Below are 26,305 nucleotides of genomic sequence, written 5' to 3'. Positions count from 1 at the left end.
AGAAAGGAAATTACTCATGAAAAAAATTGCGAACTACTTATTAATTGAAAAAAATGAAGAACTTTATACTATCAGCTTAACTCCCGAACTTCAAGATGACTTGGGAACTGTTGGATATGTGGAATTCACAGATGATACAAATTTAGAAGTTGATGATGTTATTTTAAATATTGAAGCTTCAAAGACGGTTATGGCAATTTTATCTCCTCTTACAGGTAAAGTTGTTAAAGTTAATACAGCTGCAAGTCAAGAACCAACTTTGTTAAATTCTGAAAAAGCTGACGAAAATTGGTTGGTTGTGTTAACAGATGTTGATTATGCTGCTTTTGAAGCTTTAGAAAATGCCTAATCAAAAACAACTATTGCTAGCCATGATTGAGTATCTTCAGTCAGAAAAATTAACAGACGTTGATGACTTGAGGACCACCGATTTGCAAACGGTTTGGCGTGGTCTAGTTAATCAACAAGATCCTCAAAACATTAGTCAAGAGTACCTGTCTTTAGAAGATAGGTATTTGTCACATTGGTGGAATACTCAAAAAGTAAAAACGATAGACGTCTGTCATCAAACGGTATATTCAAATGTATTTACCTACCATGGGGATATTTGCTTATTACAAGTGGATGCTATTGTTAATGCAGCAAATAGTAAGTTGTTAGGTTGTTTTATTCCTAATCACCATTGTATTGACAATCAGATTCATACGTTTGCAGGTTCACGATTACGTTTAGCATGTCATCAATTGATGACACAACAAGGACGAATGGAAGCCGTAGGACAAGCTAAACTTACCGAATCCTATCATCTTCCTTGTAAGTATGTTATTCATACAGTCGGACCTTATGTAAAAGTTGATCAAAAGCCATCTCGTATAAGAGAGGATTTATTAAAGTCTTCTTATAAATCCTGCTTACAATTGGCAGCTCAAGCTAATCTTAAAACAATTGTCTTCCCTTGTATATCAACGGGAGAATTTGGTTTTCCTAATCAAAGAGCCGCTGAATTGGCTGTTCAAGAGATATTAGAGTGGCAACGCGAAAATCAGCACAAACTCTATATTATTTTCAATACATTCACACCTAAAGACCAAGAGATTTATCAAAAATTATTATTAAAAGAGGAAATAGATGACAGTGTGGAAGACTCTAGAAAAAACTAATCATTCTCAATCAGAAATACTAAGTCAGTTAATAGAAGAATCAGATGCTATTGTAGTTGGTATTGGTGCAGGCATGTCTGCAGCGGATGGATTTACCTATATTGGCCCCAGATTTGAAGAAGCTTTTCCGGATTTTATTGCTAAATATCAACTATTAGATATGTTGCAAGCAAGTCTTTATGACTTTGAAGATTGGGAAGAATATTGGGCCTTCCAAAGTCGTTTTGTGGCACTTAATTATTTAGATCAACCGGTAGGACAAGCTTATCTTGATTTAAAGGATATTTTAGCGAAAAAAGAATATCATATTATTACAACTAATGCTGATAATGCCTTCGCTGTGGCTGATTATAATTTAGAAAAAGTTTTTCATATTCAAGGTGAATATGGCTTATGGCAGTGTAGTCAACATTGTCATCAACAAACTTATCGAAATGATCAGGCAATTCGTCAAATGATTGCACAACAAAAGGATATGAAGATTCCTAGTAACTTAATCCCCAAATGCCCAAAGTGTGATCAACCGTTTGAAATTAATAAACGTAACGAAGAAAAAGGTATGGTGGAAGATGCTGACTTTCATGCTCAACGACAACGTTATGAAAATTTCTTATCACAACATCAAAATGACAAAGTTCTTTATCTAGAGATTGGAGTTGGACATACCACGCCACAATTTATTAAGCATCCGTTTTGGCGATTCGTCTCTTTAAATGAAAACTCTTTATTTGTTACTCTTAATCACAAGCATTATCGCATTCCTCAAAAGATTCGCTCAAGGAGTGTGCAACTGACACAGCATATCGCTGAATTAATTGCTGAAGCGAAAAAAGAAATTATTGGATAACTAAATTGCTATAAAAGGAGACCTAAATGTATCTTATTGAACCAATTAGAAATGGTAAGCGTATCACAGACGGTGCGATTGCACTTGCCATGCAAGTTTATATTTTACAAAATGTTTTTTTAGATGATGATATTTTATTTCCATACTATTGTGATCCTAAAGTTGAAATCGGAAAATTTCAGAATGCAGTTATAGAGACAAATCAAGAATATTTGAAAGAACATGATATTCCTGTTGTTCGTCGAGATACTGGTGGAGGAGCTGTTTACGTTGACTCAGGTGCTGTAAATATTTGCTATCTAATGAAAGATCATGGACAATTTGGTGATTTCAAACGAGCTTATGAGCCAGCTATTAAGGCCCTAAAAACTTTAGGTGCTTCTAGTGTTGAAATGAGGGGACGAAATGACTTAGTTATTGATGGTAAAAAAGTATCAGGTGCAGCAATGACGATAGTAAACGGTCGTATTTACGGTGGTTACTCTCTTTTATTAGATGTTGATTTTGATGCTATGGAAAAAGTGTTAAATCCTAATCGGAAAAAAATTGAATCTAAAGGGATAAAATCTGTCCGAAGTCGAGTAGGAGATATTCGTAGCCACTTGTCAGAAGATTATCGTCATATCACAACCGATCAATTTAAAGATTTAATGGTTTGTCAATTATTACATATTGATCATATTGATCAGGCAAAACGCTATCATCTAACCGAAAAAGATTGGGCTGCGATTGACGCTCTAGCTGATGAAAAATATAAGAATTGGGATTGGAATTATGGTAACTCACCACAGTATTCGTATCACAGAGATGCTCGTTTTCCGTCAGGAACTTACGATTTTCACTTAGAAATTGAGAAAGGTATTATTACGAATTGCCGTATTTATGGTGACTTTTTCAGTTCTAAAGATATTTCAGATATTGAAAACCTTCTCATTGGTTGCCCTATGAAAGAAGAATTAGTCTTGGAAAAATTAAGTACTTTATCATTAGAAGATTATTTTGGTCAGACTAGTCCAGAAGAAATAAAAGCAGTTTTATTTTCATAAGACGAACATTTTAAATTTTTTTTGCAAAAAAATATGTTTTTATAGGGAATATTGCTATACTATTTTTATTATTTAGAAGGAGAATATCATGAAAACAGATATTGAAATAGCGCAAAGCGTCGCCCTAAAGCCTATTGCTGAGATTGTTGAGCAAGTAGGAATTGGTTTTGATGATATAGAATTGTATGGTAAATACAAAGCAAAATTATCTTTTGATAAGATTGAAGCTGTAAGATCTCAAAAAGTAGGAAAGTTAATTTTAGTAACTGCTATTAATCCGACACCAGCAGGTGAGGGAAAATCCACTATGAGCATTGGATTAGCTGATGCTTTAAATAAAATTGGTAAAAAAACGATGATTGCGCTTCGCGAACCTTCTTTAGGTCCTGTAATGGGTATTAAAGGAGGAGCTGCTGGAGGTGGATACGCACAAGTACTACCAATGGAAGATATTAATTTGCATTTTACTGGTGATATGCACGCAATCACAACTGCTAATAATGCTTTATCAGCTCTACTTGATAATCATATTCATCAAGGCAATGAATTAGATATTGACCAACGTCGAGTGATTTGGAAGCGTGTAGTTGATCTTAATGATCGTGCTCTTCGTCAGGTGATCGTTGGCTTAGGAAGCCCTGTCAATGGGATACCACGTGAAGATGGCTTTGATATTACTGTTGCTTCTGAAATAATGGCTATTCTATGTTTAGCTACTGACCTATCAGATTTAAAGAAACGCCTGTCAAATATTGTTGTGGCTTACTCAAGGGACCGTAAACCAATCTATGTTAAAGATTTGAAGATTGAAGGAGCTCTCACACTTATCCTAAAAGATGCTATCAAACCTAATTTGGTTCAAACCATTTATGGGACACCGGCTCTTGTCCATGGGGGACCATTTGCTAATATTGCACATGGATGTAATTCTGTCTTAGCGACTTCAACAGCTCTACGCTTAGCAGATTACGTTGTTACTGAAGCTGGTTTTGGAGCAGACTTGGGCGCTGAAAAGTTTCTTGATATAAAAACGCCAAACCTTCCGACTTCTCCCGATGCGATTGTTATTGTTGCTACATTGCGTGCATTGAAAATGCATGGAGGTGTTTCAAAAGAAGATCTCTCACAAGAGAACGTCGAAGCAGTTAAAAGAGGTTTTACAAATCTCGAGCGTCACGTTAACAATATGCGTCAATATGGTGTTCCGGTAGTTGTAGCTATCAATCAGTTTACTGCAGATACAGAAAGTGAAATTGCAACTCTTAAAACCTTATGTAGTAATATTGATGTGGCAGTTGAATTAGCAAGTGTGTGGGAAGATGGAGCAGACGGTGGCCTTGAACTTGCACAGACTGTTGCTAATGTGATTGAAACACAATCATCCAATTACAAACGCTTATATAATGATGAAGACACTATTGAAGAAAAAATTAAAAAAATTGTTACTAAAATATATGGTGGTAATAAAGTTCATTTTGGACCTAAGGCACAAATACAATTAAAAGAGTTTAGTGACAATGGCTGGGACAAGATGCCTATTTGTATGGCAAAGACACAATATAGCTTTTCTGATAATCCAAATTTATTTGGTGCTCCAACTGACTTTGATATAACTGTTCGTGAATTTGTTCCAAAAACAGGAGCTGGTTTTATAGTTGCTCTTACTGGAGACGTATTGACAATGCCTGGTTTACCTAAAAAACCTGCAGCTCTCAATATGGATGTTTTAGAAGACGGTACAGCCGTTGGATTATTTTAAATAATAAAGAGGTAGGGCTTGTGATGCTAGCCTCTTTTTATTGGGGATTAGATTTTAACTAGAGATAATTTAGAATAATAGAATGCTATTCAAGTGACAGTATGCTATAATAAAATGATTGATTTGGAGGGGGGAAAAACTTATCAGTAATAAAGTCAAAATTGTTCGTTTACTTAATAAGAGTAAGAAAAGTTTACTAAGGGGTATATTTAGTCGAACAACCGTTATCGCTATTTTATTGATTTTACAATTATTGTTTTTACTAGCCTCTTACTCATGGCTAGAGCAGTATCGTGTTTGGTTAGCAACCGTTGAGCATATCTTAACAATTGGAGCGGTCTTATATTTAGTTAATAGTGAAATGGATGCTTTGTCCCGAGTAACTTGGTTAATATTGGTAATGATTGCCCCTTTACTAGGGGCGATGTTCCTAATGTACACCAAATTCGACTGGGGTTATCGTGGTTTGAAACAAAGATTGGAGACATTGATTGATGAGAGTCAGATTTATCTAGAGGATGATCCTGAAACTTTGAATCAGCTTAAGTCGAGTACATCCACAACATATCATTTGGTTCAATATTTTGAAAAAGCACATGGAAATTTCCCAGTTTATCGAAATACTGATGTGACATTTCTACCAACGGGAGAAGCATTCTTTGAAAAAATGAAAGAAGAACTACTAAAAGCTAAGAAGTATATCTTTTTAGAATTCTTTATCATTGACGAAGGAATAATGTGGGGAGAAATACTTAGTATTTTAGAACAAAAGGTGGAAGAAGGTGTTGAAGTCCGTATCTTATATGATGGTATGATAGAAATTACAAAATTATCCTTTGATTATACGAAACGACTTGAGAAAATAGGAATAAAAGCAAAAGCATTTTCTCCGATTTCTCCTTTTATTTCAACTTATTATAACTATCGTGACCATCGAAAAATTGTTGTTATTGATGGAGTAGTAGGCATGACTGGTGGTGTAAACTTAGCCGATGAGTATATTAATCACATTGAGTTATTTGGGCATTGGAAAGATTCAGGTATTATGTTAAAGGGGAAAGCAGTGGATAGTTTCCTCCTACTTTTCTTACAGATGTGGTCCATTACTGAGGAAAAAATGTTAGTAGCGCCTTACCTCGGTGTACACGATGATTTAGTTGAAAATGAAGGCTATGTTATTCCTTATGGAGATTCTCCTTTAGACACTGATAAAGTAGGGGAAAATGTTTATATAGATATTCTTAATCATGCTAGAGAATATGTTTACATCATGACACCTTATTTAATATTAGACAGTGAATTGGAACATGCCATTCAGTTTGCTGCGGAACGTGGTGTAGATGTACGTATTATTATGCCGGGTATCCCAGATAAGCCAATCCCTTATGCTCTTGCTAAAACTTACTATCAAGCATTAATAAAATCAGGTGTTAAAATATATGAATACACCCCTGGATTTGTTCATTCAAAAATATTCCTTAGTGATAATACAAAGGCTGTTGTAGGTACGATAAATCTTGATTACCGTAGCCTGTATCACCATTTTGAATGTGCTGTTTATCTTTATAAGGTAGATGCAATCCAAGACATTTATCGAGATTATATGGATACGTTAAATAAATCAAGGTTAGTTAGCTTGAAAGATATAAATAATATTCCAAAATTCCAAAAAGTAATTGGCATAGTGACAAAAACTATTGCTCCCCTGCTTTAGAAATAATTTATTTTTAATTTAATATTAAAAGTAAACTGAAGAATCTAGTTATATTTAAAAAGTAAAGGTTGCATTTTAACTAAATTATGTTAAACTACTGTTATGCGATGAGTCGATATGTGGTTTTACCACTATTGCGCAGGGAGATTATAAACGCAGGAGCGGATCTTGATAAGTTGTGTGAACCTTCTTATCACACTTGAAAAGGTGCCCTTAGCTTACTACTACTTGTAATTCATTACAAACTGTGGTAAGTAGCTGAAAAGCAAAAAAGAAAGAACCAGTTTGGTTCTTTCTTTTTTTTGCATAAATAAGTCACAATTTCTTTCTAAAAATTATGTTTTTACTTAACTTTAATTGAATATGCTACCATCACATTCTTTGTAAAATTTTTAAATAATCTAGTTTCTGATGGTTTAGATGAAGTATTAAAAATATACTATTATCTCATTGTAAATCCTAATGTTAGTATGACTATCTATCATGTTTTATAATATTAAAGGAAAATTTAAAAATATCATGTTTTAGATATCAACTATTTAATTTTAAGCATACAAATTAATAATAAATTGTAATTAAATAACAAATTAACTTGGCATAGATTATAAAATGTTTTAATATATATAATCTAAATAAAAATAATAATAAAATGACTTTTAAAATTTAAAAAAAGTAAGGAGAAAATTAATTGTTCAATAAAATAGGTTTTAGAACTTGGAAATCAGGAAAGCTTTGGCTTTATATGGGAGTGCTAGGATCAACTATTATTTTAGGATCAAGTCCTGTATCTGCTATGGATAGTGTTGGAAATCAAAGTCAAGGTAATGTTTTAGAGCGTCGCCAACGTGATGCGGAAAATAAAAGTCAGGGTAATGTTTTAGAGCGTCGCCAACGTGATGCGGAAAACAAGAGCCAAGGCAATGTTTTAGAGCGTCGTCAACGCGATGTTGAGAACAAGAGCCAAGGTAATGTTCTAGAGCGTCGCCAACGTGATGCGGAAAACAAGAGCCAAGGCAATGTTTTAGAGCGTCGTCAACGCGATGTTGAGAATAAGAGCCAAGGCAATGTTTTAGAGCGTCGTCAACGTGATGCGGAAAACAAAAGTCAGGGCAATGTTCTAGAGCGCCGCCAACGTGATGCGGATAACAAGAGCCAAGTAGGTCAACTTATAGGGAAAAATCCACTTTTTTCAAAGCCAACTGTATCTAGAGAAAATAATCACTCTAGTCAAGGTGACTCTAACAAACAGTCATTCTCTAAAAAAGTATCTCAGGTTACTAATGTAGCTAATAGACCGATGTTAACTAATAATTCTAGAACAATTTCAGTGATAAATAAATTACCTAAAACAGGTGGTGATCAAAATGTCATTTTTAAACTTGTAGGTTTTGGTTTAATTTTGTTAACAAGTCGCTGCGGTTTGAGACGCAATGAAAATTAAGTATAATCAATCATTTAGTAACTATTATAATGATATATACAATCAATAAAAAGGAATCGGATACGAGATTCCTTTTTATAATTAGGTTGGTTAGGGTGACTTTTTTCATTTGGCTATTCTTGAAAGTTTATAAAAATGTAGTATAATAGTCACATTAAAATGTTTTGAAAATATTGATGAATAACATCAACAAATAGAGGTCATTATATGGGATATACCGTTGCTATCGTGGGTGCTACAGGTGCCGTAGGAACACAAATGATTCGTCAATTAGAACAATCGAATTTACCAATAGAACAAGTGAAACTTTTATCATCAAGTCGCTCAGCAGGTAAAATTTTACATTTTAAAGATGAGGCTATACGTGTTGAAGAGACAACAAAAGAATCATTTTACGATGTTGATATTGCCTTGTTTTCAGCTGGTGGATCTATTTCAGCAAAGTTCGCTCCTTATGCAGTAAAGTCTGGAGCAGTTGTAGTAGATAACACGTCATATTTTCGTCAGAATCCTGATGTTCCACTAGTTGTTCCTGAAGTAAATGCTCATGCCATGATTGGTCATAATGGTATCATAGCTTGTCCCAATTGTTCTACTATTCAAATGATGATTGCTTTAGAGCCCATTCGTCAAAAATGGGGGATAGAGCGTGTTATAGTTTCCACCTATCAAGCTGTTTCGGGTTCAGGTGCACGTGCTGTTGAAGAAACTAAGGAACAGTTGAGACAAGTTTTAAATGATAACCTTTCACCTGATCAATTAATTGCAACGGTCTTGCCATGTTCTAGCGATCAAAAACATTATCCTATCGCATTCAATGCATTACCTCAAATTGATATTTTTACTGATAATGATTATACGTACGAAGAAATGAAAATGACTTTGGAGACAAAGAAAATTATGGAAGATGCTACTATTAAGGTTTCAGCTACCTGCGTCCGCATTCCCGTTTTATCGGGTCATTCTGAGTCTATTTATATTGAGACGAAAGAATTAGCCTCAATCTCTGAAATTAAAAAGGCTATTGCAAATTTTCCTGGTGCCGTCCTACAAGACCTTCCATCTCAGCAAATTTACCCTCAAGCGATTAATGCTGTAGGCCATAGGGAGACCTTTGTTGGTCGTATTCGAAAAGACCTTGATCAAGAAAATGGTGTTCATATGTGGGTAGTTTCAGATAATCTACTGAAGGGGGCAGCTTGGAATTCTGTTCAAATCGCAGAAACATTGCATAAGAATGGGCTGGTTAAACCAGCGAAAGAGTTAAAATTTGAATTAATATAGAAGAATATGACATTGCTTAATACTTATACTGACTTCTAGTGATATTAATTTTTCATCAATATCAGGTAAAACACTTGACAAATTATGAAAACATTTGCATAATGAAATTAACAAATGAAAATGATTGCAAATCGTTTTAACATTGTTTCCACATTAAGGAGGGGCTCTTATGCAAATCATCAAACGTGATGGACAGATTGTTGAATTTGATCCTGAAAAAATCTACCAAGCTATCTTGAAAGCTGCTCAAACAGTTTATGTGCTTGATGAGTCACTTCGTCAAGACCTTGCTCAAGTGACTAAAAAAGTAATCTTAGATTTAGAGGATGCTCAGGTTGAACGACCAACGATCAATATGATTCAGTCTTTGGTTGAAAATCGTTTATTGGATGCAGGATACATTCATATTGCTGAACACTATATTTCATACCGTTTGCAACGTGATTTAGAGCGAAATGGTTATGATGATCAAATCACTGTTCATTTACACTTTGAAAAAATTAAGTAAGGTTTGACTTTTAAGTTTAAACTCTCTATACTTGTATATGGAACTTACTATGTAATGTGCTAATTTAAAAACTTGTAGAGTGTCTCTATGAGTTTTTTAATAACCTCTATTATCAATCAAAGGATTTTAAATGAGTATTTTAGAAGTAAAAAACTTAAGTCACGGTTTTGGTGATCGTGCTATTTTTGAGAATGTTTCTTTTCGCCTTTTAAAAGGTGAACATATAGGACTTATTGGTGCTAATGGTGAAGGAAAATCAACATTCATGTCAATTGTTACAGGTCATCTTCAACCTGATGAAGGAAAAATTGAATGGTCAAAATATGTAACTGCTGGTTACCTTGATCAACATACTGTGTTAGAAGAAGGTCAAACAGTTCGTGATGTTTTGCGAACAGCATTTGATGAACTTTTTAAAACAGAGGCACGTATCAATGATATATATATATCCATGGCAGATGATGGCGCAGATGTAGATAGCCTTATGGAAGAAGTTGGAGAACTACAAGATCGTTTAGAATCACGTGATTTTTATACGCTTGATGCTAAAATTGATGAAGTCGCACGGGCATTAGGAGTTATGGATTTTGGTATGGATTCTGATGTTACTGAATTATCTGGTGGTCAAAGGACAAAGGTCCTTTTAGCAAAACTGTTATTAGAAAAGCCAGATATCCTCCTGCTTGATGAGCCTACAAACTACCTTGATGCTGAACACATTGATTGGTTAAAACGCTATTTACAAAATTATGAAAATGCTTTTGTTTTAATCTCACACGATATTCCATTTTTGAACGATGTTATCAATATTGTCTATCATGTTGAAAATCAAGATTTAGTAAGATATTCCGGTGATTATACTAATTTTGAATCAGTCTATGCAATGAAAAAGGCTCAATTAGAAGCAGCCTATGAACGTCAACAAAAGGAAATAGCTGATTTACAAGATTTTGTTAATCGTAATAAAGCACGCGTTGCAACACGTAATATGGCAATGTCTCGTCAAAAGAAACTAGACAAAATGGATATTATTGAGTTACAAGCAGAGAAACCAAAGCCAAGTTTTGAATTTAAAGAATCTCGCACACCAGGACGTTTTATTTTCCAAGCTAAAGATCTTCAAATTGGATATGATCGTGCTTTAACAAAACCTCTAAACCTAACATTTGAACGTAATCAAAAAATAGCTATTGTTGGAGCAAATGGGATAGGAAAAACAACATTACTTAAGAGTTTACTAGGTATTATCCCCCCTATTTCTGGTAATGTTGAACGAGGTGATTTTATTGATTTAGGTTATTTTGAACAAGAAGTACCCGGAGGGAATCGCCAAACTCCACTTGAAGCAGTATGGGATGCTTTTCCTGCTTTGAACCAAGCAGAGGTTAGGGCAGCTCTTGCTCGTTGTGGTTTAACTTCAAAGCATATTGAAAGTCAGATTCAGGTGTTATCTGGTGGGGAGCAATCAAAGGTCAGATTTTGCTTATTAATGAATCGCGAAAATAATGTCCTTGTACTTGATGAACCAACCAATCATTTAGATGTAGATGCTAAAGATGAGTTAAAACGTGCTTTAAAAGCTTATAAGGGATCAATCTTGATGGTATGTCATGAACCGGACTTTTATGAAGGATGGATGGATGATGTTTGGGACTTTAACCAACTTAGTTAAGTGGCTAGGGTAATAAAGTAGAAGGCAGAGCCAAATAAGATGCAAAATGATATGAGCGTTGTTCTTAGAGCTGGTAAATTACTGATTGAAAGCGGAGCAGAAGTCTATCGTGTCGAAGACACAATGAAGCATTTTGCTAAGGCTCTTCAGATAGAAAATTTTGAAGCTTATGTGGTTAGTAGCAGTATTATCGCTTCCGGGATTAACCGCTATGGTAAACAAGAAGCTAAAGTATGCAATACAGATGGTGTAACAGCAAATTTAGGTAGACTTGAAGCTGTTAATAACCTTTCTAGGCAAATTGCTAAACAAGACTTAGTATCTCCAGAAGAAATTGTAAAGCAGTTAGACTTAATTGAACATCAAAAAGATTATAGTTTGCTTGTTACTTTAATTTCTTATTTTTGTGGAGCGGGTAGTTTTTCTTTAGCCTTGGGTAGTTCCTTATTAGATTCATTTTCCGCTGCTGTAACAGGCTTAATTTTAGGATATTTTTTGAATTTGATGGAAAGTCGTATACATACAGGATTTCTTTTGACCATTCTAGGTAGTTCTGTAGTGGCTTTAAGTGCTAATTTATTATATTTTTCAGGATTAGGTGAGCATCGTAGCATTATCATATTAGGGGCATTAATGGTTATGGTGCCAGGGGCTGCCTTTGTTAATTCGGTGAGAGAATTTTCACAGAATAATTTTTCAACAGGTTTAGCTTTGATTATGTCTGCTTTACTCATTTGTATTTCTATATCAGCAGGCGTGGCTATTACAATTGAAATTATTCCGTTTGCAGAACAAATGACAGGTTCTTTTTCTGGTGTTCCTAATACCATTCTTGAGATTATCATCAGAACACTAATGGCCGGTTTAGGGACGATAGCCTTCTCTATTCTCTACCATGTTCCAAAACGTTATTTCCTTGACTTAGGGATACTAGGAGCAATATCTTGGATGCTCTACCTGATCTTATGGCAACAATTTCACATGGATGCTATAGCCGTATTTTTTCCAGGGCTTTTCATCACTTATTTTTCACGGCTATTAGCTGCTAAACGTAAGTGTCCTGCCACTGTCTTTTTAGCGACAAGTATGTTTCCTCTTATCCCAGGACTTAGCTTCTATAGAGCCGTTTACTTTTTATTGACGGGAGCAGATGCCTTAGCAATGGAATATTTTAGATCCTGTTTTGTAACAGCTTTTACAATTGCTATAGCAATCAGTATTGTACAGCAGATTCCTCTATCGTTCTTTATTAGACGTAAAATGATAAAATAATTTAGTATTTATTTGACAAAATGATTGTAAACTTGTAGAATACCTACAAATGTATCTTTAAGTGAGTCCAGAGAGGCGAACAAGGTCACCATCATAAGTCAAATAGCGAGTGCTTTTTCGCTAACTTTTTATGAAACCTTGCCCTCAGGCAAGGTTTTTTGTGTCATACTGGTACATTTCCAACAATTATTATTTCTATAGAGAGGAATTATATGTTAGAAAAATGCCCTATCATTGCCTTAGATTTTTCTGATTTGGCTTCTGTAACAACTTTTTTAGAACATTTTCCAAAAGAAGAATTGCTTTTTGTCAAAATAGGAATGGAGCTTTATTATTCCGAAGGTCCCTCAATTATTAGATATATTAAATCCTTAGGACATCGCATTTTTTTGGATTTAAAATTACATGATATCCCTAATACAGTTCGATTATCTATGTCTGTCTTAGCCAAATTAGGCATTGATATGACTAATGTCCATGCTGCAGGAGGAGTCGAAATGATGAAAGCAGCTAGAGAAGGTTTGGGGGAGGGTCCAATACTATTAGCAGTGACACAATTAACCTCGACTTCACAAGAACAAATGCAGGTGGATCAACATATTAACTTAAGTGTAGTTGATTCGGTTTGCCATTATGCTCAAAAAGCTCAAGAAGCAGGCTTAGATGGAGTAGTCGCATCGGCTCAAGAGGTAAAGCAAATCAAGAAACAGACTAACGAACATTTCATTTGCTTAACGCCTGGTATCAGACCTCCACAGACCAATCAGTTAGATGATCAAAAAAGAACGATGACTCCTGAGCAAGCACGTATAGTTGGGGCTGATTATATCGTTGTGGGAAGACCTATAACGAAAGCAGAAAATCCATATCAAGCATATCTAGACATAAAAGAAGAATGGAATCGTATTAAATAAAGGAGTACTGAGATGGATTTAGCAAGACAGATTGCCATGGAACTATTAGATATTCAAGCTGTTTACTTAAGACCCCAACAACCCTTTACTTGGGCTTCGGGGGTCAAATCGCCAATTTACACTGATAATCGTGTAACCTTATCGTATCCTGAGACAAGGACACTGATTGAAAATGGTTTTGTTAAACAAATACAGAAACATTTCCCAAACGTTGATATCATCGCAGGAACAGCGACTGCAGGCATACCACATGGCGCTATTATAGCTGATAAGATGAACTTGCCCTTTGCCTATATACGCTCGAAGGCAAAGGATCATGGTGTGGGGAATCAAATCGAGGGACGTGTTTACTCAGGCCAAAAAATGGTTATCATTGAAGATTTGATTTCAACAGGAGGATCTGTTTTAGAGGCTGTTACGGCTGCGCAGAGTCAAGGTATTGAGGTTTTAGGGGTGGTAGCGATATTTACATATCAATTAGCTAAGGCTGAACAAGCATTTCGTGAAGCTGATATTCCTTTGGTGACTTTGACGGATTACAATCAATTAATTAAAGTTGCTAAAGTTAATGGATATATTACAGCTGACCAACTGGTATTACTGAAAAAATTTAAAGAAGATCAAATGAATTGGCAAAGTTAGAGAGGACAGATATGTATATCATTAAAAACGGATTGATTATCGACCCTCAAAGTGGTTTTAATCAAGTATCAGACATGCTGATTGATCAAGGAAAAATTAAACAAATATCGAAAGAAATTGATATTAAAGGCATTCCAATCATTGATGCAAGCAATAAAATTGTAGCTCCAGGATTAGTCGATATTCATGTACATTTTCGTGAGCCTGGACAGACACATAAAGAAAATATCCATACAGGAGCCTTATCAGCTGCAGCAGGTGGTTTTACGACAGTTCTTATGATGGCCAATACTAACCCAACGATTTCTAGCTCAGAAATTGTAAAACAAGTTAAGGAGAGTGCAGCAAAAGAAGCAATTAAGATTGAAACAGTTGCTACAATTACTAAATCCCTGAATGGTAAAGATTTAGTTAATTTCGAAGAATTATTAGAAGCTGGAGTTGCTGGATTCTCAGACGATGGTATCCCTTTGACAGATACTAAGGTTTTGCAAGAAGCTATGAACTTAGCTAGAAAACATGATGTTGTCCTATCGTTACATGAAGAGGATCCATCGTTAAATGGTGTTCTTGGTATCAACGAACATATTGCTCAGAAAATTTATCATGTCTGTGGAGCTAGTGGTCTTGCTGAATATTCAATGATTGCGCGAGATGCTATGATTGCTTACCAAACACAGGCGAAAGTCCATATCCAGCATTTGTCAAGTTCAGAATCAGTAGAAGTAGTTGATTTTGCGCAGAAGCTTGGTGCTAACTTAACAGCAGAAGTAACCCCCCAACATTTTTCAAAGACAGAGGACTTACTTTTAACTAAGGGTGCTAATGCAAAATTAAATCCACCACTGCGACTTGAAAAGGATAGACAAGCCCTCATTGATGGTCTTAAAAGTGGTGTTATTTCAATTATTGCAAGTGATCACGCTCCCCATCATATTATGGAGAAAGCAGCAGATAATATTAGTCAAGCGCCCTCTGGTATGACTGGCTTAGAGACATCATTAGCCTTAGGGATTACTTATTTAGTATCTACTAAAGAACTCTCAATGATTGACTTTTTGGCAAAAATGACATGTAATCCTGCACAGTTATATGGATTTGATGCAGGTTATCTCAGAGAAGGTGGACCTGCAGATATCGTTATTTTTGATCAAGCTGAAGAGAGAATAATAAAGGCAGAATTTGCCTCCAAATCCAGCAACTCTCCTTTTATCGGTGATAAATTGAAGGGAGTTGTTCACTACACAATTTGCAATGGTGAAATAGTCTATCAAAAAGATAGCCACGCAGCGACATTGGTATAGGTAAAACATTTCTTATTAATATCCTTTAAGGTATTGTCCAGAGAGGCAAACAAGGAATTGCGTTAACAAATAGTAAGTTAGTTCCCTATCTAGCTTACTATTTTGCAGAGCCTCCTTGTTTTAGGAGGCTTTTTTCTAGCTAAAATTTATAGAAAGAAATTATCATGAATCATCAAACACAAACACTTTCATTAGAACATTTTGTCAGTTTAGAAGAATTATCAAATCAAGAAGTTATGTCTTTGATAAAGAGAAGTATCGAAGTTAAAGAAAATCCTAGCAACATTGGTTTTGATAAAGATTACTATGTGTCAAATCTCTTTTTTGAGAATTCAACAAGAACACATAAGTCATTTGAAATGGCAGAACTCAAATTAGGATTAAAAACAATTGAATTTAATGCTGATACAAGTTCTGTTAATAAAGGAGAAACCCTTTATGACACTATCTTAACAATGAGTGCTCTAGGATTGGACGTTTGTGTCATTAGGCACCCTGATATTGACTATTATAAAGAATTGATTGCTAGTCCGAACATTCATTCAGCTATTGTCAATGGGGGTGATGGCTCAGGCCAACATCCAAGCCAATCACTTTTGGATTTGGTAACTATTTACGAAGAATTTGGATACTTCAAAGGACTAAAAATTGCGATTGTAGGAGATCTAACTCACTCACGGGTAGCTAAATCTAACATGCAAGTGCTAAAACGATTAGGAGCTGAAATTTTCTTTTCTGGACCCAAAGAATGGTATAGTAGTCAGTTCGATGAATATGGGCAATGTTTACCAATAGATCAGTTAGTTGATCAAATTGATGTCCTTATGCTTTTACGTGTTCAACACGAACGTCATGATGGTAAAGGGGTGTTTTCAAAAGAAAGCTATCATCAACAATTTGGTCTTACAAAAGAACGCTATAAACATTTAAGGGATACAGCAATTATTATGCACCCAGCACCCGTCAATAGGGATGTAGAGATTGCTAGCGATTTAGTAGAAGCAGATAAGGCTCGAATAGTGAAACAGATGAGTAATGGCGTCTATGCAAGGATAGCTATCTTAGAAGCAGTGCTCAATAGCAGATAATAAAGGAGATAAAATGAAGCGTCTATTATTATTGGAAGATGGTAGTGTGTTTGAGGGTGAGGCTTTCGGAGCGGATGTAGGAACAAGTGGTGAAATTGTTTTTAGTACAGGAATGACAGGGTATCAAGAATCTATAACAGATCAATCTTACAACGGTCAAATCATTACTTTTACTTATCCTCTTATTGGAAATTATGGGATAAATCGAGACGATTACGAATCTATTAGACCAACATGTAAGGGAGTAATTGTTTATGAATGGGCAGAGTATCCAAGTAACTGGCGTCAACAGATGACATTTGATGAATTTTTAAAATTAAAAGGAATACCTGGAATTTCAGGTATAGATACTCGAGCATTAACAAAAATTATTCGAAAACATGGAACAATGAAAGCTTGTTTAATAAACGAGGGAAATTCTATTCATGAAGCACTAGAAAACCTTCAAAAAAGTGTTCTTTTAAATAATCAAATTGAACAAGTATCAACCAAATTAGCTTATGCTTCGCCTGGAGTTGGCAAAAATATTGTATTAGTTGACTTTGGTTTAAAACATTCTATTCTAAGAGAACTGTCACAACGTCAATGTCATATTACAGTCGTCCCTCATACTACGACAGCGCAAGAAATCTTAAATCTCAATCCAGATGGAGTACTCTTATCTAACGGCCCTGGGAACCCAGAACAATTACCGAATGCTTTACAAATGATCCAAGAAATTCAAGGTAAAATTCCAATTTTTGGTATTTGTATGGGACATCAACTATTTGCTAAAGCCAATGGTGCAAAGACTTATAAAATGACTTTTGGTCATCGAGGTTTTAACCATGCTGTTCGTCATTTGCAAACAGGACAGGTTGATTTTACAAGTCAAAATCATGGTTATGCTGTCTCGAGAGAAGATTTCCCTGAGGCTCTCTTCATTACACATGAAGAGATTAATGATAAAACCGTCGAAGGTGTTCGACATAAATACTATCCTGCCTTTTCAGTGCAGTTTCACCCAGATGCAGCACCAGGGCCGCATGATACATCTTATCTTTTTGATGAATTTATTAATATGATTGATGATTTCCAGCAAAAAAGCTAGCTTTAAAATATAGAATTAGAGGAGTTTGATATGCCAAAGCGCACAGACATACGTAAAATTATGGTTATCGGTTCTGGCCCGATTGTGATTGGACAAGCAGCAGAGTTTGACTATTCTGGTACACAAGCCTGTCTCTCTTTAAAAGAGGAGGGATACCAAGTTGTTTTGGTCAATTCGAATCCGGCTACTATCATGACAGATAAAGATATTGCTGATAAAGTTTATATTGAACCTATTACCTTGGAGTTTGTCACAAGAATTCTCAGGAAGGAAAGACCTGATGCTCTCCTTCCAACTCTTGGAGGTCAAACTGGATTGAATATGGCTATGGCTCTATCAAAAAATGGTATCCTAGAAGAATTGAATGTTGAACTATTAGGGACCAAATTATCAGCCATTGATAAAGCTGAAGATCGTGATTTATTTAAACAGTTGATGGAAGAACTCAATCAACCTATTCCAGAATCCGAGATTGTTAATTCGGTAGAAGAAGCTATTCAATTTGCAGAGCAAATCGGGTATCCATTAATTGTTCGTCCTGCCTTTACTTTAGGAGGTACAGGTGGAGGCATGTGCGATAATCAAGAACAATTGGTTGACATCACGACGAAGGGGTTAAAGTTATCGCCTGTGACACAGTGCCTTATTGAACGTTCAATTGCTGGCTTTAAAGAGATTGAATACGAAGTTATGCGTGATGCAGCAGATAACGCTCTTGTTGTTTGTAATATGGAGAATTTTGATCCTGTTGGTATCCATACAGGGGACTCTATAGTTTTTGCACCCGCACAAACGTTATCTGATGTGGAAAATCAGTTATTACGAGATGCGAGTTTAGATATTATAAGAGCTTTGAAAATTGAAGGAGGATGCAATGTTCAACTAGCCCTTGATCCGAATAGTTTTAAATACTATGTCATTGAAGTTAATCCAAGAGTATCAAGATCTTCTGCTTTAGCTTCAAAAGCTACTGGATATCCAATTGCTAAATTAGCAGCTAAGATAGCTGTTGGTTTGACACTAGATGAGGTAATTAATCCTATTACAAAAACGACTTACGCTATGTTTGAACCTGCTTTAGATTACGTAGTCGCAAAAATGCCGAGATTTCCTTTTGATAAATTTGAAAGTGGCGATAGAAAATTGGGAACACAGATGAAAGCTACAGGCGAAGTCATGGCAATAGGACGGAATATAGAAGAATCTTTGTTGAAAGCTTGTCGTTCACTAGAAATAGGTGTCGATCACATTAAAATAGCAGATTTAGATAATGTATCAGATGATGTTTTATTAGAAAAAATAAGAAAGGCAGAAGATGATCGCTTATTTTATCTAGCAGAAGCTTTACGTAGACATTATAGTATTGAAAAATTAGCAAGTTTGACTAGCATTGATTCTTTCTTCCTTGATAAGTTAAGAGTGATTGTAGAGTTAGAAGATCTATTATCTAAAAACAGACTGGATATCAATATTCTCAAAAAGGTTAAAAATAAAGGTTTTTCAGATAAAGCTATAGCGAGTTTATGGCAAATAAACGAAGATCAAGTTCGTAACATGCGAAAAGAAGCAGGAATTCTTCCAGTTTATAAGATGGTTGATACATGTGCGGCTGAGTTTGATTCAGCAACGCCCTACTTTTATTCGACTTATGCCGTAGAAAACGAGTCATTGATATCAGATAAAGCCTCTATTTTGGTTTTAGGATCGGGCCCAATCCGAATTGGACAGGGAGTTGAATTTGATTATTCAACGGTTCATTCTGTTAAAGCCATCAGAGAGTCTGGTTTTGAAGCGATTATCATGAACTCTAATCCAGAGACGGTCTCAACGGATTTCTCTATTTCAGATAAGCTTTACTTTGAACCTTTGACTTTTGAAGATGTTATGAATGTTATTGACTTAGAAAAACCTGAAGGGGTCATCTTACAATTCGGTGGTCAGACTGCTATTAATCTAGCAAAAGATTTAAACAAGGCAGGGGTTAAAATACTAGGCACACAATTAGAAGATTTGGATCGTGCTGAAAATAGAAAACAATTTGAAGCCACTTTACAAGCTCTAAATATCCCTCAACCACCAGGTTTTACCGCCACTACGGAGGAAGAGGCAGTTAATGCAGCGCAAAAGATTGGTTATCCCGTGTTGGTTAGACCATCATATGTTCTTGGTGGACGAGCTATGAAGATAGTTGAAAACGAAGAAGATTTACGTCATTATATGACAACCGCGGTAAAGGCAAGCCCAGATCATCCAGTGCTTATAGATGCATACCTTATAGGTAAAGAGTGTGAGGTTGATGCTATATCCGATGGTCAGAATATACTGATTCCTGGAATAATGGAACATATAGAGCGAGCTGGTGTTCATTCAGGAGATTCCATGGCTGTATACCCTCCTCAAACATTGTCTGAGACCATTATCGAAACTATTGTAGATTATACAAAACGCTTAGCAATTGGATTAAACTGTATCGGTATGATGAATATTCAGTTTGTAATCAAGGATCAGAAAGTATATGTTATTGAAGTTAATCCTCGTGCTGGTAGAACACTTCCATTCTTATCAAAAGTAACTCACATTCCTATGGCCCAAGTAGCAACAAAAGTTATCTTAGGAGATAAACTCTGCAATTTTACATATGGTTATGATCTCTATCCAGCTTCAGATATGGTCCACATTAAAGCCCCTGTCTTTAGTTTTACCAAACTTGCTAAAGTAGATAGTTTATTAGGTCCTGAAATGAAATCAACAGGCGAAGTGATGGGATCAGATATTAATCTTCAGAAAGCCTTGTATAAAGCCTTTGAAGCAGCATATCTCCATATGCCAGACTATGGTAACATTGTTTTTACAGTAGATGATACAGACAAAGAAGAAGCTTTAGAACTTGCAAAAGTCTATCAAAGTATTGGTTATCGTATTTATGCTACCCAAGGGACTGCAATTTATTTTGATGCTAATGGTTTAGAGACAGTTTTAGTAGGTAAGTTAGGAGAGAATGATCGAAATCATATTCCTGATTTAATTAAAAATGGTAAGATTCAAGCAGTTATCAACACAGTTGGGCAAAATAACATTGATAACCATGATGCTCTCATCATCAGACGTTCTGCAATTGAACAAGGAGTTCCTCTATTTACATCTTTAGATACTGCACATGCAATGTTCAAAGTTCTTGAAAGCAAAGCATTTACATTAAAAGTACTAGATTAATCAAACAATCAAGGTAAAATTAACTTCCAGCAAAACAGAATCGGACTAGATTAAATATAGTTTGTTCTGTTTTTATAAAAAAGCCTAATTGTGATAAAATAGGGAACAAACTTAAGGAGTTAATTATGTTAAAAACACGAACACATATTAATGAATTAGAAACAAAAATCGCCCTTGATTTAGTACACAGATATCTAGGTATTCAACAACTTGTTTTTTCAAAGTGGAGACATTCTTTAGAAACTGGTTCATGGTCTTCTATTATAACAATAAATGGCGCTAATATTATCAATTACATTGTTGATGATATTAGCGACAGTGATAGTATTTCAGGTATTATTTGTCATCCTAAAAGTTTTCATCTCAGACCTAGAGAAAAAAAGGAACCTATTCAGTCTATTGATGAGTTAGATATCATCTGGTCTTTGAATAGAGAGGAAAATGAATGATTCCAGATAGTAGTTTTAAAGTGCTATCAGATATGGCATATAATATTGAAAAATCCAAAGCAGAAAGTAATGGACACCTTAAAATTATAGAAGGTAGTCAAATTATTGATTTCCATCAAAAACGCTCTTTTATGGTATTAGAGGTTAATGATAATATCGATAATGGTATGCAGGCTATGGCATGTCAGTCTTTGGATGAGAGTAATCATATTGTTATAGCATATTCAGGAACGAACGCTTTTAATAAGAAAGATATCTTAACAGATATCGATTCAGTTGTATTGGGGAAGAACAATAAATTGCTAACTTGTCCTTCAAGTATTACCCTGAGAGAGGATGGCATTTCTCTGCCTTGTAAAAATCCAAGTCAAATTACAACATCTAAACTATTTGCACAAAAAATTAAGATGAACTATCCTGATGCAACCCTCTGGTTAACAGGCCATGGTAAATGTTCAGTCAGGTAATATCTCAAATTACCAAAAAAATCTTTTAGATTCTGCAACTAATTTCCAAAATATCTTTCCAGCCCTCGTTAACCAGTATAGTAGTTCCATTACTGCTAACGAATCACTGAAAAAATCTTTAGAAGCTTCTGATAACATGTTTAATGATTTGATGACAACCCAGACAAATACTGGAAAAGATTTATCAAGCTTAATAGAACAGCGCCATCAAGATAGCATTTCGTATGAAGCGTTTTCGGCCTCATTACTAGAAATGAATAACGAGTTATTAGAGAAGCAATTATCTGATATTATCACACAAGCACAAAAAGACCAAGAAACATTATCATCACAACTCAATAGTATTATGGGTGATGATAACGATAATGATCATAATCATAAAGAAAACTCATCAGCTTATCTAAATGTTGCAAGGCAAAAAATCCAAGAACTATCTGAAGCACTCAAGTCACAAGATAACATCGCTAAAGATCAAAGTGAACAACTAGATAAAATTGTTAGAGAGGGACTAGCAAGTTACTTTGCTAAGAATAATAAAGATAATATTACTTTATTAGAATTATTGAAGAGTCATTCTACTAATGAGAAGACTTTGAAAGATTTTAAAGTTAAGGTAGCAGATTTCACAAATTCTCTCATTTCAAGCATTCCCTCACTAAACCTTTCGGAGTTGCACTTAACCCAAGAAGAAAAAGCCATTCAGTTTACATCTTCTGATTCGGAAATCATTAAAAAAGTAAGCAATGAAAGAACTCTGTATTTAAATACTAATTTATTGAATCGTCTTTTTGAAGCTAGGAAAAATAGAGATGAAGCCAAAAATAAAGTTAATCAATTAAAATTGCCATCTAGTTCTACTCGAACTGGTGAGCAGATAGTTTCTGTTGAATCAAATAATCCAGATTACAGGGTAGATACCTGGACGGTTAATGGTAAGCAAACAAGAACCTTGGACCCCAGCCAAAACAATAATATTATTATCAATAGCAGTTATCAAGGGGAATTATCTAACTCTAGTATTACAAAACCAAGCTATACAATCACTATCGGGAATCAGAAACAAATTGTACAAAATGATGACGGTGAAATTCAACGGTCTTACTTGGAGGCAGAAGCAACGTATCAACGAACTCTACAAGAAGTAATTGATGCATATAACACCACTCACGACTTAGTAGCTAAATACTACATTATTTCTGATGGCGAAGAACCGCAAAATTTATTTGATCAATTTTTAAATCAAAGTGTTAACGATACGATGGTTGATCTGGTCAAAAATGGTATAACTAAGTATTTGATGGATGAAAACACTGCTGATGCGCAACAGAAAGTTAAAGATGTCATGGAGGAAGTTGAAAATAGCCAAGATGAATTGGCGGATCAAATGGCAAAAGTAACTGAGACAAATGTACGACTAACAGATACAATCAAAAAACAGCTTGAGACTCTTCAAACAATTAACATGAAGGTCCAAAACATCACACAGGATCAATCTAAAGTAAACGACTCACAGAAAACAACTGATCAACAATTATCTGATTTGAAGAACCAGCTAGATGGGCTAATGACCTCTGCAACTGGCGTAAAAGATATGTCCAAATCTAATAGTCAAGAGGCGGACCAAGTTAATCAAATATTCACATCATTCAATAAAGATGTTCAAGATGCTAAAAATTCGGGCAACAAACTTTCGACGGATGCAACAGATTTAATGGCTAACTTCCAAAAAGAATTGGCCAATAACGGTGATTTCGTAGCTTCTTTCTCTAAAGTTTTTAATACTGCTTATAAAAATGGAGTGCCAAATGATATTCTCCTTAATTTCTTATCACGACCTGTCGCTGAATCAGCGTCTGCAGTTAGGGCAACTGAAAATACTTATCGCCCATTCACTTGGATACTATTATTAGAAGTTGTTAGCCTATTTATAGCATATATCTTTGCGACTCAAAACCTTATTAAGAAATTGACAGATAGGTATAATGTCAATCGCTGGCTTCAAACAGACTTTTTAAATATCATTGTCATTTCAGGCCTCTCTCTTGTGATTGGTTTAGCACTGGGAGTTATCTCAAGCAGAAGTCTTCATGTCATGCCTGAATATGTACCATCTTGGTTCCTAGTTATGACTCTGTTTAGTTTTTTATTAATTCATAGTCAGTATTTCTTTATTAAAAATTTTAAAGCAGTTGGTATGGGTTTAGCTTTGTTTATGATTATTAGTTTTGTGTATCTATCAAATGCCGTAGGCACAGTAGCGACTGTTAGTGGATTTCCAAAATTACTAAAAGCTATTAATCCACTATCTATCCTTGAAAATCAATTATCATCTTATTTTGATAATGTAACAACTGGATTTATTTTCCTTATCTTAGTACTTCTTGTGGATGTTGCTTTTATTATCATGAATATTTTTATCACCTTAAATTTTGAAGCTAAAGTAAAAGAGTGAGGTTGTTGATGAAGTTGAAACGATTTTTAGCCTGTCTACTAATATTATCCTGTATGAGTCAAACATCAGTATTTTCTGATGGGTTAAAGAATAATGATATTCATTTTGATACAAAACGTTTAGAATCAGATTCACAAAAAAATTCTGGTTTTCAAACTGAATTAACTAAAGATTTATTTAAAAAAGAAGACCTTAAAAAATTGGATAAAAACCGTCAATCTAAAGTCTCACTCCAGAAAAAGCAGTCTAAGCAACTGTTTCAATATTCAAATAAAGGACAATCTGATAGGAAAAAACGTATCAAACAATTATTTTCTGAAGAAAGTAATCAATTTAAATTTGTTACAAGAACAGAAGAAGCGACTGTTTCGGCTGATATTGGTCATATGATTATGTACCTGGTTCTCATTAGTTTGGTACTAATATTAGCTTCTATAATGACTTTTAAAATAAAGGACAAAAAGGATGAATACACATATTAACATTACTCTAGATATGGGGGAAACCTCAAAAGATTTACGTATCCCTTTGAAAATTAGCGTTAAGCAATTAGTAATGGAATTAGATAGTATTTTTAGCCGTACTGAAAGGCGTACTAAATATCAACTAAGAGTTATAAATAAAGGTATTTTATTGGGAGAGAACGATATATTAGCGCACCATCCAGTAACAACTGGTGATCGTATAAGGATAGAGGAGTTTTATTAATGGAAACAGATTCGTTTGTATTTGAAGAACAAGACTTTCAATTTGAAAAAGGACCAGATTTTTGGCAGTTATCTCTTAAGCGTTCAAAAGTAGGAACTCAAAATCTGCAACAACTGCAATTGTTAGAAATTCACCATTCTTTGTTGATGCCTATGACAACTGCAATTAATGCAGATACCATTCAATTTCAATTCCAGACAGAAGCGCACGCTCTATCTTTTGAAAGCTTTAAAAAAGAAACTTTATCTGAAAAATTACGATTAGCCTTGAATGTCTTGGATTTAGATAAGGCTTTGTCTTTGCCAGTAAATTTCATTTTGCATCCCTCTAATCTATTTTTAACAAAAAATGCAACTGCTAAAATAGCTTATCGTAGTCTTCCTGGGATTATGACACCTGAGAAGTTTGGTCCAGAGGAGTTTTTATATCAATTCAAATGTTTTGTCTTTGCATTACTGACGCAACATGACTATATAGAATTGTATAATGGTGCTATTTCTGTTATTGAAGTATCAGATTTCCTAAAAAGCATTTATTATGCAGAAACTATTCAGGCTGTTAGAGACATCATTACTACTGATTATGAGCAGCAAGTAGAAGTAGAAACTCATACGTTAGCAAAAGTATCAAAGGCAAAATATAAGCTTTATAAATACATAAGTGTCTGGCTAGGAGCTTTATCTACAATACTCTTGATTCCGCTAGTATATCTGGTTTTTATTCACAATCCATTCAAAGAAAAAATGTTGGCAGCGGATACTTCATTTATTAAAGTTGATTATAATCAAGTGATTAATCGACTAGAACATGTAAAAGTAAGTAAGTTACCTTATACACAGAAGTACGAGTTGGCCTATTCCTATATTAATGGAATGTCATTTTCTGAAGAACAGCGTGAAGTTATTTTAAACAATGTTACGCTCAAGACTGATGAGCTCTATCTTGATTATTGGATTAATATTGGCCGTGGTTTAGATGATGATGCTATTGATGCTGCCAAACGTTTAGACGATTCTGACCTTGTTATTTATGCTATTGTTCAGAAAATGGATCAGGTTAGAAAAGACAATAGTTTATCTGGTAAAGATCGTGAACAAAAACTTTCTGAGCTACAAACAGACTATGATAAATATTGGAAAGACCGTAAGACAGCCTTAACAGATGAGGAATCCAAATCGAAAAATAGCAATAATCATTCGACAAATTCCAACAAAGAGTCATCTGAATCATCAAGTACTACAGCAAGTACATCTTCTAAAACTAAAAGTAGGTAGG

Annotated in this window: 22 protein-coding genes and 1 pseudogene; all 23 read left to right on the top strand. The window is 34.8% G+C overall.

Features of this window, described 5'->3' with window-relative positions:
- Positions 1-16: 16 nt before the first annotated feature.
- The 23 genes and pseudogenes from A6J68_RS06780 (at position 17) to essB (ending at position 26,304) form a co-directional block, all read left to right on the top strand.
- Entirely contained in the window at positions 17-349 is a 333-nt protein-coding gene (locus A6J68_RS06780) for a glycine cleavage system protein H (protein ID WP_000717326.1), read from the top strand.
- Positions 342-1,160 carry a protein-ADP-ribose hydrolase gene (locus A6J68_RS06775; RefSeq protein WP_001133602.1) on the top strand — a complete coding sequence of 273 codons (819 nt, stop codon included), beginning with the start codon at positions 342-344 and terminating at the stop codon, positions 1,158-1,160. The genes A6J68_RS06780 and A6J68_RS06775 overlap by 8 nt, the downstream gene beginning before the upstream one ends.
- Positions 1,129-2,007: an SIR2 family NAD-dependent protein deacylase gene (locus tag A6J68_RS06770; RefSeq protein ID WP_000219401.1), complete on the top strand. Its 879-nt coding sequence runs from the start codon at positions 1,129-1,131 to the stop codon at positions 2,005-2,007. Before A6J68_RS06775 ends, A6J68_RS06770 begins: the two co-directional genes overlap by 32 nt.
- A gap of 26 nt (positions 2,008-2,033) precedes the next feature.
- On the top strand, positions 2,034-3,053 hold the full coding sequence (locus A6J68_RS06765) for a lipoate--protein ligase (protein WP_000280831.1): 1,020 nt from the start codon (positions 2,034-2,036) through the stop codon (positions 3,051-3,053).
- Positions 3,054-3,141: 88 nt separating this feature from the next.
- A complete protein-coding gene (locus A6J68_RS06760) occupies positions 3,142-4,812 on the top strand; it encodes a formate--tetrahydrofolate ligase (RefSeq protein WP_000845311.1) in 1,671 nt (556 codons plus the stop codon).
- A 118-nt stretch (positions 4,813-4,930) separates the two neighbouring features.
- Entirely contained in the window at positions 4,931-6,526 is a 1,596-nt protein-coding gene (gene cls / locus A6J68_RS06755; RefSeq protein ID WP_000638280.1) for a cardiolipin synthase, read from the top strand.
- 688 nt (positions 6,527-7,214) lie between these two features.
- Complete coding sequence (locus A6J68_RS06745; RefSeq protein WP_000482185.1) at positions 7,215-7,967, top strand: LPXTG cell wall anchor domain-containing protein; 753 nt, start codon at positions 7,215-7,217, stop codon at positions 7,965-7,967.
- A 207-nt stretch (positions 7,968-8,174) separates the two neighbouring features.
- Positions 8,175-9,251, top strand: coding sequence for an aspartate-semialdehyde dehydrogenase (locus A6J68_RS06740; protein WP_000542446.1), 1,077 nt, complete (start codon positions 8,175-8,177; stop codon positions 9,249-9,251).
- 169 nt (positions 9,252-9,420) lie between these two features.
- Positions 9,421-9,759, top strand: a complete 339-nt coding sequence (locus A6J68_RS06735; RefSeq protein WP_001165746.1) for an ATP cone domain-containing protein — start codon at positions 9,421-9,423, stop codon at positions 9,757-9,759.
- Positions 9,760-9,889: 130 nt separating this feature from the next.
- Positions 9,890-11,431, top strand: coding sequence for an ABC-F family ATP-binding cassette domain-containing protein (locus A6J68_RS06730; protein ID WP_000025410.1), 1,542 nt, complete (start codon positions 9,890-9,892; stop codon positions 11,429-11,431).
- Positions 11,432-11,470: 39 nt separating this feature from the next.
- A complete protein-coding gene (locus tag A6J68_RS06725) occupies positions 11,471-12,703 on the top strand; it encodes a threonine/serine ThrE exporter family protein (RefSeq protein ID WP_001178655.1) in 1,233 nt (410 codons plus the stop codon).
- Positions 12,704-12,915: 212 nt separating this feature from the next.
- The gene (gene pyrF / locus A6J68_RS06720) at positions 12,916-13,617 is read left to right on the top strand and encodes an orotidine-5'-phosphate decarboxylase (protein WP_000890170.1); all 702 of its coding nucleotides are present in this window, start codon (positions 12,916-12,918) and stop codon (positions 13,615-13,617) included.
- A gap of 12 nt (positions 13,618-13,629) precedes the next feature.
- The gene (gene pyrE, locus A6J68_RS06715; RefSeq protein WP_000362328.1) at positions 13,630-14,259 is read left to right on the top strand and encodes an orotate phosphoribosyltransferase; all 630 of its coding nucleotides are present in this window, start codon (positions 13,630-13,632) and stop codon (positions 14,257-14,259) included.
- 11 nt (positions 14,260-14,270) lie between these two features.
- A complete protein-coding gene (locus A6J68_RS06710; protein WP_000275477.1) occupies positions 14,271-15,563 on the top strand; it encodes a dihydroorotase in 1,293 nt (430 codons plus the stop codon).
- Between the two features lie 164 nt (positions 15,564-15,727).
- The gene (locus A6J68_RS06705) at positions 15,728-16,651 is read left to right on the top strand and encodes an aspartate carbamoyltransferase catalytic subunit (protein WP_001016469.1); all 924 of its coding nucleotides are present in this window, start codon (positions 15,728-15,730) and stop codon (positions 16,649-16,651) included.
- A 13-nt stretch (positions 16,652-16,664) separates the two neighbouring features.
- The gene (locus tag A6J68_RS06700; protein WP_000826118.1) at positions 16,665-17,741 is read left to right on the top strand and encodes a carbamoyl phosphate synthase small subunit; all 1,077 of its coding nucleotides are present in this window, start codon (positions 16,665-16,667) and stop codon (positions 17,739-17,741) included.
- A 30-nt stretch (positions 17,742-17,771) separates the two neighbouring features.
- Positions 17,772-20,954 (top strand): carbamoyl-phosphate synthase large subunit, encoded by a 3,183-nt coding sequence (gene carB / locus A6J68_RS06695; protein WP_001126461.1) that lies wholly within the window; start codon positions 17,772-17,774, stop codon positions 20,952-20,954.
- 125 nt (positions 20,955-21,079) lie between these two features.
- The gene (locus tag A6J68_RS06690; protein ID WP_000921237.1) at positions 21,080-21,403 is read left to right on the top strand and encodes a hypothetical protein; all 324 of its coding nucleotides are present in this window, start codon (positions 21,080-21,082) and stop codon (positions 21,401-21,403) included.
- A pseudogene (locus A6J68_RS06685) lies at positions 21,400-21,849 on the top strand (WxcM-like domain-containing protein); the annotation flags it as partial. The gene A6J68_RS06690 and the pseudogene A6J68_RS06685, both read left to right, overlap by 4 nt.
- A complete protein-coding gene (locus A6J68_RS06680) occupies positions 21,848-24,322 on the top strand; it encodes a phage infection protein (RefSeq protein ID WP_000248581.1) in 2,475 nt (824 codons plus the stop codon). The pseudogene A6J68_RS06685 and the gene A6J68_RS06680, both read left to right, overlap by 2 nt.
- A gap of 8 nt (positions 24,323-24,330) precedes the next feature.
- Entirely contained in the window at positions 24,331-24,804 is a 474-nt protein-coding gene (essA, locus tag A6J68_RS06675; RefSeq protein ID WP_000769476.1) for a type VII secretion protein EssA, read from the top strand.
- Positions 24,788-25,030 (top strand): EsaB/YukD family protein, encoded by a 243-nt coding sequence (locus A6J68_RS06670; protein ID WP_001091721.1) that lies wholly within the window; start codon positions 24,788-24,790, stop codon positions 25,028-25,030. Before essA ends, A6J68_RS06670 begins: the two co-directional genes overlap by 17 nt.
- The gene (essB, locus tag A6J68_RS06665) at positions 25,030-26,304 is read left to right on the top strand and encodes a type VII secretion protein EssB (RefSeq protein ID WP_000447068.1); all 1,275 of its coding nucleotides are present in this window, start codon (positions 25,030-25,032) and stop codon (positions 26,302-26,304) included. The genes A6J68_RS06670 and essB overlap by 1 nt, the downstream gene beginning before the upstream one ends.
- Position 26,305: the final 1 nt, after the last annotated feature.

The sequence above is a fragment of the Streptococcus sp. 'group B' genome (assembly GCF_002073795.1).
Classification (GTDB): Bacteria; Bacillota; Bacilli; order Lactobacillales; family Streptococcaceae; genus Streptococcus; species Streptococcus agalactiae.
This window is presented reverse-complemented; position numbering and strand designations above follow the sequence as displayed.